Below are 14,556 nucleotides of genomic sequence, written 5' to 3'. Positions count from 1 at the left end.
ATAATTATATTTTTAATATTTTAATTAATATAAAATTTTTATTAACAATCATTGTCTTTATAAAAGACATATAAATAGATATTCATATTAAGTATTTTATTTTTTTTATTGAAAGAATTTAATTTGAATTTTTTTTAAAAAAATATTTAATAATTATTTTTAATATAACTGATATATTATTTTTAATACATTGTTTGTATTAAAAAATGATTTTTTTTAATATAAATAAAAATTAATAAGATTTTATAAATATGAAAAAATAATATAATTTTTGTATGCTTGATGAGGAATTTATCTTATTTATGTGAAAAAAATATTTTTTTGTATTTATTTTTATGAAATATAATTAATCATTATCCCATTCTCTTTTATCATTTTGTATTAAATAATTTGATGATTTCGGGCCCCATGTACCGGATGGGTAATATTTTAATAATGATGGATTTTTTTTACATGCTCTTATTATTGGATCTATCCACTTCCAAGAATATATAATTTCTTTTTCATGAACAAATAAAAATGGATTTCCTATTATACTATCTAACAGTAATCGATCATATTCTTCTGGTACAGTATATTTTTTAAATATTTTTTTATAATTTAAAAACATTTCACATGGTTTTAATTTAAATTTAGAATTTAATTCTGGTTTTTTATTAAAAAATTTTATTTTTATTCCGAATTCTGGATGTAGGTTTATTGTTAAACTATTTGATATAGTATTTATTTTTTTTGTATAAAATAAATTATTTTTTAATTCTTTAAAATAAATAACAATTTTTGAGCATTTTTTAGTTAATCTTTTTCCTGTTCGTATATAAAATGGGATATTTTTCCATTTTGAATTATTTATATATAATTTTATAGACACAAATGTTTCGGTTAAACTATTTTTATTTGCTCCTTTTTCTTGTAAATATGATGAAATCATATGATTGTTAATTTTTCCTTCAGAATATTGCCCTAAAGCAATAGAATTGTATATATTTTTATTATTAAAATGACTTAAAGATTTTAATATTTTTATTTTTTCTTTTTGAATATGTTTTTTTTTTAATGATTTAGGAGTATTCATAGAAAAGATGGAAATAATTTGTAACATATGATTTTGTATCATATCTATTATTTGCCCGGTTTCATTAAAATAGTTCCATCTATTTTCTATTCCTAATTTTTCAGATAATGTAATTTGAATATGATCAATATTTTTATCATTTAAAATATTATTAAACCAAGGATTAGCAAATTTTAATGAAATAAGATTAAGTATAGATTCTTTTCCTAAATAATGATCAATACGAAATATTTGTTTTTCAGAAAAATATTTTTTTATAGATTTATTAATAATATAAAATTGTCTTAAAGAATTACCGATAGGTTTTTCTATAATAATTTTAGATTGTTTTGTATTTAACTTAATAGACGCTAATCCTTTACAAATATTGACAAACATATTAGAAGATACCGCAAAGTAATTAATTAAAATATTATTCTTTTTTTTAAAAAAATTCATTAATTTTTTAAAGTTATAAATTTGATTAACATCTATTTTACAAAAAAAAAGACGTTTTTTAAATTTATTCCATATAGATAATTCTATATTTTCATTTAAAAATTTTTTTAAAAATGAATAAATGATATTTTTATATTCTTTTATAGTATTTTGTGATCTACTAATACCAATAATTCGCATATTACTTGTTAATTTTTTTTTTTTTTCTAAACGATATAAAGCTGGAAATAATTTTCTTTTAGCTAAATCACCTGTTGCTCCAAAAATAATTAAATCATGCGGTATTATTTTTAATATCATTAGATACCCTATTATATTATATATATAAATATATATTTATATAAATTTTTTTTATATAAAAATTATATCTCTTTAAGTAAATCTTATTATAATATAAATAAAATATTTTTAAATATAAATATATATATTTTGTTTTTTTCATCTATAATTAATTATATTTTATTTTTTAATAAAAAACTAATTATATACAATATATTTTATAAAATAAAAAACATCATTAATAATGATATGTACATAAAATACACTATAAAAATTTATTTTTTAATATAAATTAAAATAATATTTATATTAAAGATTAAATAGTTTTAGTAAAATTAATTATTTTTTTTTAAATTTTCAATATAACTATAAACAAGGTTAATATATAATGAATTCTATTAGAAGAACAAAAATTATTTCTACTCTAGGACCTTCAACTGATAAAAAAAATATTTTAAGAAAAATTATAAAATCAGGTGTTAATGTATTAAGATTGAATTTTTCTCATGGTATAGCTGAAGATCATATTAATCGAGTTAATAAAATCAGATCATTAGAAAAAGAATTAAATTGTTGTGTAGCATTAATAGGTGATTTACAAGGTCCGAAAATACGTATTTCTAGTTTTAAAGAAAAAAAAATTTTTTTAAAACATGGAGACAATTTTTTATTAGATTTAAATATTCCTAAAAATAAAGGAGATAAAAATGCAGTAGGTATTGATTATACTAATCTTCCTAATGAAGTATCCTGTAATGATATTCTTTTATTAGATGACGGAAAAATAAAATTAAAAGTTATCAAAATTAATAATACAAAAATTTTTACAAAAGTAATTATTGGTGGATATTTATCTGATAATAAAGGTTTAAATAAATTAGGAGGAGGTTTATCTGCATCAGCTTTAACAAAAAAAGATGAAGAAGATATAAAATTAGCAGCAAGGATTAATATAGATTATTTAGCTGTTTCTTTTCCAAGATCTTCACAAGATTTACAAAAAGCTCGATTATTAATAAGACAAGCTGGAAGTAAAGCAAAAATTATTGCTAAAATTGAGCGAGCAGAAGCAATATCTTCTGATAAAATAATAAAAGATATTATCATAGCCTCTGATGCAATTATGATTGCTAGAGGTGATTTAGGAGTGGAAATTGGTGATTATCAATTAATAGGAGTACAAAAAAAATTAATTAAAATAACAAGAAAATTAAATCGTGTATCTATTACGGCTACACAAATGATGGAATCTATGATTACAAATCCTTTTCCTACCAGAGCAGAAGTTATGGATGTAGCTAATTCAGTTTTAGATGGAACAGATGCAGTTATGTTATCTGCAGAAACAGCATCTGGTAATTTTCCAGAAATAACTGTACAAAACATGTCAAAAATTTGTATAGGTGCTGAAAAAGTACCGTGTATGCATATTTCTAAACATCGTTTACATAAACAATTTGATAATATACCCGAAACAATATCCATGTCAGTTATGTATTCCGCTAATCATTTAAAAAATATTGTTGCTGTTGTTATGATATTAACATCTAATAAAATTGCTTTATTAACATCTAGAATTACATCAGGTATACCTATTTTTTATATATCTAATTCTATTAGAAAACTTCGTTTATCAACATTATACAGAGGTGTAATTCCAATATATTTAGAGAATATATTAAAAAATAAAAATACCACTAATACTGCAATAAAATTACTTAAAGATAAAAAATTGTTAAGAAAAAATAATACAATTATAGTAATAAAAAATAACAAAAAAAATCATTGTCAATCAGTTAATTCTTATAAAATTATAAATGTATCTTAAAAATATTTTTATGTTTATAGTTAGAAATATGTAAATGCTGTATTGACTAGATATGATTAGACATATTGATTTTATTTAATATTAAATTATAACTTAATATACATGATATTTTTTTTAAAAAAATATTTTTTTGTAACATTAAAAATAATATTTAATAAAAAAATAATTTTTTTTATAAATATATTGTTTTTAAAAAAAATTTAACAATCTTAATAAATTTAAATAAAAAATTAAATTGTTTATCATATATAGTCAATTCAGGATATTATATATTTTTAGAAAAATAATAATATATTTTTTAAAAAATAATTTTATATAAAAAAATATATAGATATATAATTAATTTTAAGTATATATGAAAATATAATTAAAATTAATTAATTTAATTATATGACATTTTTTATATTATAAATTCATATTATGAGTAATATAAACTGTTTCTTTTAATTTTTTTAATAAATTAATAATATTAATTATTTTTTTTTTATTAATAAGATCAATTTCACGTATAATTTTAGGAGTAATTAATTCGTTTACCTGATCAAATGTAATAGAATAAGATAAAAAATTTTTTTTTATTTTTTTAAAATTCTTCATTTTTATTGTTATACTAACATAATCTTTATACTTTTTTTTAGAGTATACCATTTTGTTTTTATTTATAAGATTATAAATAATATTTTTATTATATAAATTAATATTAATTTTTATTACATAAAAGAAATTAAATAAATATTGAATATTATTATATTTTGTTAAATTACCTTTGTATAAAGATAATATGTTTCTTATATTTGATACTGTTCTATTACTATTATTAGTGTTACAGTGTATAATAATTACAACTCCATTTATACTATATCCGGCATATTTTACTGTATGAAAAATATTTTTTTTATTTTCCCCCGCCCCTCTTTTTAAAGCATTGTTTATTAAGTTTTTATTTACATTCAATGTATGAGCTTTTTCTAAAATAGTTCTTAATTTAAAATTTTTATTTACATCTGATCCGTATTTTTTACTAGATATCGTAATTTTTTTTATTATTTTAGTAAATAGTTTACTACGTTTTATATCTTGAGTATTTTTTCTATGTTTTGTATTTGCCCATTTACTATGCCCAGCCATGTATCCTCATTTTAAAATCAAGTATGTTTTAAAAAATATAATATATTTTATATTTTTTATATAAAAATAATAATAAATTATGATTCATAATCATTTTATGAATCTTTTTTTAACAAGGAGCACCTGTCATTAAACAGGTTGCAGAATTAGTTTTTGGAAATGCTATTACATCTGTTATAGTATTACTATCTGTTAATATCATAGTTAAACGATCTAAACCTAAAGCTAATCCAGCGTGAGGTGGTGTACCATATTGTAAAGCTTTAAGAAAAAAATCAAATTTTTCTTTTTGTTCATTTTTTTTGATTTTAAGTAAATCAAAAATTTGATTTTGTATTTCATTATTATTAATGCGTTGAGATCCTCCTCCAATTTCATATCCATTGATGACTAAATCAAATGCACTCGATATTATTTCTAATGGATTAATAGATGTAATATTTTTAATAGAGTATTTAGGGGAAGTAAATGGATGATGTACAGATTTTAAATTATTTTTTTTATCTCTTTTAAATAAAGGGAAATCTATAATCCAAATAGGACATATTTTTTTTAGATCTGTTATTTTGAAATCAATTCCTATTCTTAATCGTAATTCACTTAATATTTTATTTGCTAGATTTATTTTTTCTGCTACTATAAATAATAAATCTCCATTATTTACAGAAGTATAAGAAAATATTTTTTTTAATACTTTTTTGTTAATTTTAATATTAATAATTTGATCAATTTTTACAATATAATTTTTTATATCCATTATTTTTATACAAATACACTGATTTGCTTTTAATTTTTTTAAAAAATTTTTATAAATATTTATTTTTTTACTAGTAATAAATTTTGCACCATTCTGTATATTTATAGCTATAATTCTATTTATCTTGTTACTTGATAACCAAGGAAATAAATTTTCATAATTTTTATTTAAAAAAATATTACTTAATTCAATAAACTGAATAGGATTTCTTAAATCAGGTTTATCAGTTCCATATTTTGACATGCTATCAGTATAACTCATTTTTTTAATTTTTTTTAATTTAGTTTTTTTTATAGATAACCATAGTTTATGTATTAAATCATTTATCAAATTATGTAAAAAATCTGTTTCTTTAAAAGCTATTTCAATATCTATCTGTGTAAATTCTGGTTGTCGATCTGATCTTAAATCTTCATCTCTAAAACATTTTGCGATTTGATAATATCGGTCTATTCCTGATATCATTAATAATTGTTTAAATAACTGAGGAGATTGAGGTAAAGCGTAATGTTTTCCTGGGTATAATCGGCTATTAACTAAATAGTCTGACGCTCCTTCTGGAGTAGATTTAGTAAGAATAGGAGTTTCAATTTCTAAAAAATTTTTATTTACAAAAAATTTTCTAATTAATGTTGTTATAGTGCTTCTTATTTGTATATTTTTTAACATTTTTCTACGACGTAAATCTAAATAACGAAATTTAAAACGTATATCTTCTTTATTTTTTTTGTTATAATCTAAAGGAATAGGTAAAGAATTATTAAAAATTTTTAATTTAAATGCTACAATTTCAATTATTTTTTTTTTTAATACGTTTTCTTGTAAATGTATTAATTTTTTTATAGTAACTAATCCTTTAATTTGTACACAAAAATCATTTCGTAACATTAAAGCTGATGAAAAATAAGAGTTATATTGTTTATTAAAAATAACTTGTACAGTTCCTGTTATATCTCTAACATTAATAAAAATTATATTTTTTAATATTCTTATTTTATTTACCCATCCACATATTGTAATAATATTATTAATTTCTGTTAATTTTATTTCCCCGCAATATTTTGTGCGCATAATAATCCTAATTTTTTTTAATTGATAAAAAAAATTATATTTTTATAAAAATATAATTTTATATATATATTTATATTATAAGAAATAAATAGTATTATATAATATACAATTTATATATAAATATATTTTATATATATTGAATAAAATGAAACCCATATAAATAATTTATCTACTTCTAAAAATGATTCTACCTTTACTTAGATCATATGGTGTCATTTCTAAAGTAACTTTATCACCTGTTAAAATTCTTATATAATTTTTTCTCATTTTTCCTGATATATGAGCAATGATAATATGTTCATTTTCTAATTTCACTTTAAACATTGTATTTGGTAAAGTATCTATTACTATTCCTTGCATTTCTATACTTTTTTCTTTCATAAAGAACTCCTATATATTAATTTTATAAGATATATTTAATTACATTTACTTGCATTTAAGTACTTCTCTGCATCTATAGCGGCCATACATCCACTAGCAGCAGCTGTTATAGCCTGTTTATAAATATGATCTGATACATCTCCAGCTGCAAATATACCCGGTATACTGGTTTGTGTTTTCATTAAATTATTATAACCAATTTTTATATAATTATCTTTAATATCAATATATTTAGAAAATATTTTAGAATTTGGAATATGACCAATAGCAATAAATAAACCTGATATATTAAGCTGATAATTTTTTTTCTCTATTTCAGAGTACACTTGAATTTTATTCATTACTATATTATCCCCTAATATATCTATAATACAAGAATTGAAGTGAATAATAATATTTTTATTATTTTTTATTTGAGTATATAATCTATTAATTAATATTTTATCTGCTCTGAATTGATTACGACGATGAATTAAATGTACTGTTTGCGCAATATTTGATAGATATATTGTTTCTTCAAGAGCTGAATTTCCTCCACCTACAACTGCTATAATTTTATTTTTATAAAAAAATCCATCACATATTGCGCAAGTTGAAATTCCTTTACCCATATATATTGTTTCTGAGGGAATATTTAATAATTTTGTAGAAGACCCAGTTGCTATAATAATAGATGTACTAAAATAAATATTTTCTTCTCCATATAATTCAAATGGATATTTTTTAAAATTTACAGATGTAATAATATCATCTCTAATATCAATAGAAAATTTTTTTACATGATTTAACATACGATCCATTAATTTAATTCCACTTAGATTATTATAATCACCCGGCCAATTTTCTATTTCATTTGTTTGTATTAGTTGCCCTCCTGGGTTTGGTCCTGTAATTAATATTGTTTTAATATTAGATCTAGCAGAATAAATTGCAGCTGTATATCCTGCTGGCCCGGACCCTATAATAATTTGTTGTGTATATTTTTTTTCTTTTTTTTCCATAAATCGCCTTTTTTAAAAAATATTTTTTTTATTTAAATGTTATTAACTAAAAATAGTTAATATAATAACATTAGTATTTGTGTATAATGATAGAATTATTATTCTATAATATAATTATATTATAATTATCATAATAAAAATTATATTTATATAAATATTTATTTTTATAGAATATTTCTTTAAATTTTTTATTAGAAAAAAAATAAAAGAATATATTTGATGTATGAATTAAATGTATTAAATAATTTTTATATTTGAAATATATATTTAATAAATATTTATATTTTTCTTAAAAATTTATATATATAAAGATCTAGGTGCTATGTTAAATTTCAACAAAATTAAAAAAAATTACTCTTTTTTTAAAGATCAATTAAAAAAAAGAAACTTTTTATTAGATGTCTCTAAATTTAAAAAATTAGAAAAAGAACGTAAAACTTTACAAATAAATAGTGAAAAAAAAATATCAGAACATAAACGACTATCTAAACATTTATTATATAGAAAAAGTATTTATCTTGAAATTGACATTTTTAAAAATCAACTTATTGATTCTCGTAATCATATCGAATATTTAAAAAAAAAGTTGGAACAAGTTAAAAAAAAAATACATCAGATGTTAGTTATTATCCCTAATATACCACATATAGATATACCTGTTGGTATAGGAGAAAAAAATAATAAGGAAATTTATTGTTGGGGGAAAAAAAATAAATATAATTTTTCTATTATGGATCATATAGAAATTGGAAATAAAATACAAGGATTAGATTGGAAAACCGCTGCTCTTATTTCAGGTTCAGGATATACCATTATGAAAGGATCTATTGCACAATTACATCGAGCTTTAGGTCAATTTATGTTAGATGTACAAACTAAACTTCATGGATATGAAGAAGTATATGTACCTTACATTGTTAAAGAAAGCTCTATGTATGGTTCTGGACAGTTGCCTAAATTTAAACAAGATTTATTTCATACATATTCTATGCACAATAATTATCAGAAAAATCAATATAATAATTTATTTTTAATACCTACATCAGAAGTACCTTTAATTAATTTAGTACAAAACAAAATAATTTTACCTAATGAATTACCTTTAAAATTTACTGCTCTAAGTCCTTGTTTTCGTTCTGAAGTTAATACATACGGAAAAAATGTTAAAGGTTTAATTAGAAATCGTCAATTTGATAAAGTTGAAATTATACAAATTGTTCACCCTAAAAAATCTGAAAAAACTTTAGAAGTCTTAACAAAACATGCTGAGAAAATTTTACAATTATTAAAATTACCATACAGAAAGATTTTATTATGTTCTAATGAGCTTGGATTTTCCTCTCAAAAAACATATGATTTAGAAGTATGGTTTCCAGAGCAAAAATTATATCGAGAAGTATCATCATGTTCTTTAACTGGTGATTTTCAATCTAGACGAATAAATGCTAAATATAAAGATTATAAAAAGAAAAAAAATTGTTTTGTGCATACTCTAAATGGTTCAGGGTTAGCAGTAGGAAGAACTTTAGCGGCTATTTTAGAGAATTTTCAATGTTCAACTAATAAAATAGCTATCCCGAAAGTATTACAATATCCATATATGAATGGTATAAAATTTTTAAAATTATTTAAATAAAAATTTTTCTTTTAAATAAAAAAATATTTAAATTTTATTTAAAATTTTTTAAAAAAAATAAAATAATATTGGTGAAAAATATGTCTCAAATATATAATTTTAATCCAGGTCCAGCTATTTTACCTCAATCTGTTTTATTAAAAATAAAAAAAAATTTTCTTAATTGGAATAATTCTAATTTTTCAATTATTGAAATTAGTCATCGAAGTCAGCAGTTTATAGAAGAAACAATGCAGATTGAAAAAAATCTTCGAGATATATTAGATATACCTGAAAATTATAACATTTTATTTTGCCATGGTGGAGCTAGAGGGCAATTTTCTGCTATACCATTAAATTTTGTTAAAAATTTTATACAACCAGATTATATTAATAGTGGATATTGGTCTTTATCTGCCGCAGAAGAAGCAAAAAAATATTGTAAACCAAATATTATTGATGTTCGAAGATTAACAAAAGATAAAAAAATATATATTGAATCTACTAAATTTTGGAAAATATCATCTAAAAATACATATTTACATTATTGTCCAAATGAAACCATTGAAGGAATAGAAATTTTTGAAGAACCAGAATTTCATAATACAATTATAATCGGAGATTTTTCTTCTACTATTTTGTCACGTCAAATTAATATAAAAAAATATGGTATTATATATGCTTGTGCACAAAAAAATATTGGTCCAGCTGGTATTACAATTGTAATTATTCGAAATGATTTATTATTTAATTTAAATAATAAAATTCCCTCTATTTTAGATTATAATTTATTAATAAAATCAAAATCTATGTTAAATACCCCTAGTGTATTTTCATGGTATGTTTCAGGATTAGTTTTTAAATGGATAAAGGATTTAGGCGGTTTAAAAATTATAGAAAAAAACAATAAACAAAAAGCAAAAATTTTATATAAATATTTAAATACTACCAGTTTTTATAAAAATTATATCTTACCTTCTAATCAATCACGTATGAATGTAACGTTTCATTTACAACAAAAAAACTTAACGCATACTTTTCTTGAACAATCTGAGAAATATGGATTATATGGATTAAAAGGTCATTCAATTGTTGGGGGAATGAGAGCATCTATTTATAATGCAATGCCTATTCAAGGAATAAAATCTTTAATTAAATTTATGAAATTTTTTGAAAAAAAATTTAGTTAAAAATTTTATAAAAAAATATTTTTATAAAAAAAATAATATTATGTTTAAGGATATCATTTATAATGCAAAAAAGTTTAACTTTAAAACCAATTAGATATATTGATGGTGAATTAAATGTACCTGGCTCAAAAAGTATTTCAAATCGTGTATTATTATTATCCGCTTTATCTACCGGAAATACTATCTTAAAAAATTTATTATATAGCGATGATGTTAACTATATGTTAAATGCATTATCTCAATTAGGTGTATCATTTTCTTTAAATAAAAGTAAATCAACATGTGAAATTAAAGGTATTTCCGGTCCTTTATTTTCAGAGAAAAAAATTACATTATTTTTAGGTAATGCAGGAACTGCTATGCGACCTTTATTAGCAATATTATCTTTAAAAAAAAATAAAATAATTTTAACTGGTGATGATAGAATGAAAGAAAGACCTATTTGTCATTTGGTAAATTCTTTAAAACAAGGGGGGGCAAATATAAGTTATTTAAATAAACAAGAATTCCCGCCCGTATATATAAAAGGAGGTTTTTCAGGAGGAGAAATAACAGTTAATGGAACTATATCAAGTCAATTTTTAAGTTCTTTATTGATCGCTTCTCCTTTAGCACAATTAAATACAAAAATTGTTGTAGAAGGTAATTTAGTATCTAAACCATATATTGATTTAACTATTAATTTAATGAGAAAATTTGGTATTGTAGTAGATGTTTTAAATAATTATAAATATTTTTATATTCAAGGGAATCAAAATTATATCTCTCCTAAAGAATATTTTATAGAAAGTGATTTTTCTTCTGCAACTTATTTTTTAGCAGCCGCAGCCATAAAGGGAGGATCAGTTAAAATAAATGGTATGCAAAAAAATAGTATACAAGGGGATACAGATTTTGTTAATGTTTTAAAGAAAATGGGTGCTTCTATAATTTGGAATAAAAATTCTTTAATTTGTACAAAAAAAAATTTATTTGGTATTACAATAGATTGCAATCATATACCGGATGCGGCAATGACTATTGCAATGTTAGGTTTATTCTCTAATCAGTTTGTACATATTAAAAATATATATAATTGGAGAGTTAAAGAAACAGATCGATTGTATGCTATGTCTACTGAATTAAAAAAAATTGGAGCTAATGTTCAAGAAGGGACGGATTTTATAATAATACATCCAGTAAAAAAATTTTTACATGCTACAATTAATACATATAATGATCATCGAATTGCTATGTGTTTTTCTTTGGTTGCATTATCCGGGGTATCTATAACGTTATTAAACCCAGGATGTGTAAACAAAACTTTTCCTTTATTTTTTAAAAAATTTTATTCAATTTGTCATTATTAAATCAATATACAAAATTATTTTAATTAGTAAGTATAATTAATTCTGAATAATAATTATTTCTTTTTATATAAAAGAATTATAAAAAAAATAATAAATATTATTTTAAAATTTTTTTATTATATAATTAATATAAATTTGTTTTTTTATACAAATTGTTAATTATATATTAATAAATTTTCAAATAGAAAATATATTATTATATGTATATATTTTTTTTATTACGCCCCATTTTACAATATAAATGGTTTTTATTGACTCATATTATTTATGTTTAATTTATTTTAAGCATTTTTATTTTAAACATCTATAATTTTATACTAACAGATTATTTGATATGACTATCTCTTTTGCGGAACTATTTGAAGAATCATTAAAAAAAGTAGAAACACGTCCAGGTTCTATTATTCAGGGTACTATAATATCTATAGATAGTGATATAGTTGTAGTTGATGCCGGATTAAAATCAGAATCTTCTATTCCAATTGAACAATTTAAAAATGTACAAGGTAGTATAGAAGTAAAAATAGGTGATATAGTAGATGTTTCATTAGATGCCATCGAAGATGGATTTGGTGAGACTATTTTATCGCGTGAAAAAGCAAAAAGACATGAATCATGGATAAAATTAGAAAAAGCACATAACGAAGCATTGAATGTAATTGGTATTATAAATGGAAAAGTAAAAGGTGGTTTTACTGTTGAATTAAATGACATACGAGCTTTTTTACCTGGATCTTTAGTTGATATTCGCCCTATTAGAGAAACATTACACCTTGAAGGTAAAAAACTAGAATTTAAAGTTATTAAATTAGATAAAAAAAGAAATAATGTTGTTGTTTCACGTAAAGCTGTTATTGAATCTGAAAATAGTGCAGAACGTGATCAATTATTAAAAAATTTACAAGAAGATAATATTATTCAAGGAATAGTAAAAAATTTAACGGATTATGGGGCTTTTATTGATTTAGGTGGTGTAGATGGATTACTACATATTACTGATATGGCATGGAGAAGAGTTAAACATCCTAGTGAAATAGTAAAAATTGGTGATAAAATTAAAGTTAAAATATTAAAATTTGATGAAGAAAAAATAAGAGTATCTTTAGGTTTAAAACAATTAGGTGTTGATCCATGGAAAGATCTTTCTAAACGTTATCCAGAAGAAAGTATACATACAGGGTATGTAACAAATTTAACAGATTATGGTTGTTTTGTAGAAATAGAGGAAGGTGTAGAAGGTTTGGTGCATGTATCAGAAATGGATTGGACAAATAAAAATATTCATCCATCTAAGGTAGTAGTTTCTGGAGAAAAAATAAGTGTATCTATTTTAAATATCGATGAAGAAAAAAGAAGAATTTCCTTAGGAATTAAACAGTGTAAAATCAATCCTTGGAAACAATTTTTTGAAAACAATAATAAAGGATCTAAAGTACAAGGAAAAATAAAGTCTATTACTGATTTTGGAATTTTTATAGGATTAGAGGGAGGTATAGATGGTTTGGTTCATTTATCTGATTTATCTTGGTCAGTTGCAGGAGAGCGATTCGTAAAAAAATATAAAAAGGGAGAAAATATAGAAGCTATTGTTTTACAAGTAGATCCAGATAGAGAACGTATATCTCTAGGTATTAAGCAATTACAAGAAGATCCATTTCGTAAATATATTTTAAAAAATAAAAAAAATACTATAATTACTTGTGAAATTAAATCTATTGAAGAAAAAGCTATACTATTTAATATAGAAACAGGAATTCAGGGATGTTTAAAATTAATTGATATCCCTATCGATTATCGCTCAAAATATATATCTCAGATTTCTATCGGAAAAAATTTATTAACAAAAATTTTAGGTTTTGATAAAAAAAATAGAATTATTTATTTGTCTATTACAGAAGATGTTCATAATGAAAATATACAAAGAAAATTATTAGAAGAAAATTTAATTGAAAATAACAAAATTAATAATACTATGACAAAAGCATTTGAAAAAGCAATAAATTAAACAAACTACTAAAAAGTTCAAAATATTTAATAGTTTTATTTAGAGGATATATGAAAAAGTCAGAATTATTTGAAAGAATTACTGAAAAAAAAAATTATATTTCAGCAAAAAATATTGAATATATAGTAAAAAATATTTTAGAATACATGTCGTTATCTTTAGAAAAAGGTAATAGGATTGAAATTAGAGGTTTTGGTAGTTTTTCTTTACATTATCGATTTGCTCGAATAGGTAGAAATCCAAAAACAGGTGAACAAGTTTATTTGAAAGGAAAATATGTTCCTCATTTTAAACCCGGTAAACAATTAAGAGATCGAATAAATCATATGTATAAAAATAGTTAAATGTATTAATTAATTTTAGCAATTAAAATATAATTCTATTCAGTAAGTTTTTTTTTATAATTTAGCAATTATTAGAGTACGTAATACTCCAATAA

11 protein-coding genes are annotated in these 14,556 nt (G+C 21.1%); 6 read left to right on the top strand and 5 right to left on the bottom strand.

Annotated features, from left to right (window positions below):
* Nucleotides 1-346 precede the first annotated feature (346 nt).
* A complete protein-coding gene (zwf, locus tag BUCIPICE3303_RS01050; RefSeq protein WP_154049269.1) occupies nt 347-1,813 on the bottom strand; it encodes a glucose-6-phosphate dehydrogenase in 1,467 nt (488 codons plus the stop codon).
* A gap of 364 nt (nt 1,814-2,177) precedes the next feature.
* Here zwf and pyk point away from each other — a divergent pair, with 364 nt between their 5' ends.
* Nucleotides 2,178-3,620, top strand: a complete 1,443-nt coding sequence (gene pyk / locus BUCIPICE3303_RS01045; RefSeq protein ID WP_154049268.1) for a pyruvate kinase — start codon at nt 2,178-2,180, stop codon at nt 3,618-3,620.
* Between the two features lie 405 nt (nt 3,621-4,025).
* Here the strand turns inward: pyk and BUCIPICE3303_RS01040 are convergent, their stop codons facing one another.
* From BUCIPICE3303_RS01040 to trxB, 4 genes are all read right to left on the bottom strand, one after another.
* Nucleotides 4,026-4,748 (bottom strand): YebC/PmpR family DNA-binding transcriptional regulator, encoded by a 723-nt coding sequence (locus tag BUCIPICE3303_RS01040; protein ID WP_154049267.1) that lies wholly within the window; start codon nt 4,746-4,748, stop codon nt 4,026-4,028.
* Nucleotides 4,749-4,857: 109 nt separating this feature from the next.
* Nucleotides 4,858-6,576 carry an aspartate--tRNA ligase gene (gene aspS / locus BUCIPICE3303_RS01035; RefSeq protein WP_154049266.1) on the bottom strand — a complete coding sequence of 573 codons (1,719 nt, stop codon included), beginning with the start codon at nt 6,574-6,576 and terminating at the stop codon, nt 4,858-4,860.
* Nucleotides 6,577-6,741: 165 nt separating this feature from the next.
* A complete protein-coding gene (infA, locus tag BUCIPICE3303_RS01030; RefSeq protein WP_154049265.1) occupies nt 6,742-6,957 on the bottom strand; it encodes a translation initiation factor IF-1 in 216 nt (71 codons plus the stop codon).
* A gap of 35 nt (nt 6,958-6,992) precedes the next feature.
* Nucleotides 6,993-7,958, bottom strand: coding sequence for a thioredoxin-disulfide reductase (gene trxB / locus BUCIPICE3303_RS01025; RefSeq protein WP_154049264.1), 966 nt, complete (start codon nt 7,956-7,958; stop codon nt 6,993-6,995).
* A 322-nt stretch (nt 7,959-8,280) separates the two neighbouring features.
* Between trxB and serS the strand changes: the two genes are divergently transcribed.
* The 5 genes from serS to ihfB all read left to right on the top strand — a co-directional run bounded on the left by serS (nt 8,281) and on the right by ihfB (nt 14,461).
* Nucleotides 8,281-9,594: a serine--tRNA ligase gene (gene serS, locus BUCIPICE3303_RS01020; protein ID WP_154049263.1), complete on the top strand. Its 1,314-nt coding sequence runs from the start codon at nt 8,281-8,283 to the stop codon at nt 9,592-9,594.
* 80 nt (nt 9,595-9,674) lie between these two features.
* The gene (gene serC / locus BUCIPICE3303_RS01015; protein WP_154049262.1) at nt 9,675-10,763 is read left to right on the top strand and encodes a 3-phosphoserine/phosphohydroxythreonine transaminase; all 1,089 of its coding nucleotides are present in this window, start codon (nt 9,675-9,677) and stop codon (nt 10,761-10,763) included.
* Nucleotides 10,764-10,825: 62 nt separating this feature from the next.
* Entirely contained in the window at nt 10,826-12,112 is a 1,287-nt protein-coding gene (aroA, locus tag BUCIPICE3303_RS01010) for a 3-phosphoshikimate 1-carboxyvinyltransferase (protein WP_154049261.1), read from the top strand.
* Nucleotides 12,113-12,446: 334 nt separating this feature from the next.
* A complete protein-coding gene (gene rpsA, locus BUCIPICE3303_RS01005) occupies nt 12,447-14,117 on the top strand; it encodes a 30S ribosomal protein S1 (protein WP_154049260.1) in 1,671 nt (556 codons plus the stop codon).
* Between the two features lie 29 nt (nt 14,118-14,146).
* Nucleotides 14,147-14,461 (top strand): integration host factor subunit beta, encoded by a 315-nt coding sequence (ihfB, locus tag BUCIPICE3303_RS01000; RefSeq protein ID WP_198410364.1) that lies wholly within the window; start codon nt 14,147-14,149, stop codon nt 14,459-14,461.
* The last annotated feature ends 95 nt before the right edge of the window (nt 14,462-14,556 follow it).

Source organism: Buchnera aphidicola (Cinara piceae) (genome assembly GCF_900699035.1).
In the GTDB taxonomy this organism is placed as follows: Bacteria; Pseudomonadota; Gammaproteobacteria; order Enterobacterales; family Enterobacteriaceae; genus Buchnera_F; species Buchnera_F aphidicola_AV.
This window is presented reverse-complemented; position numbering and strand designations above follow the sequence as displayed.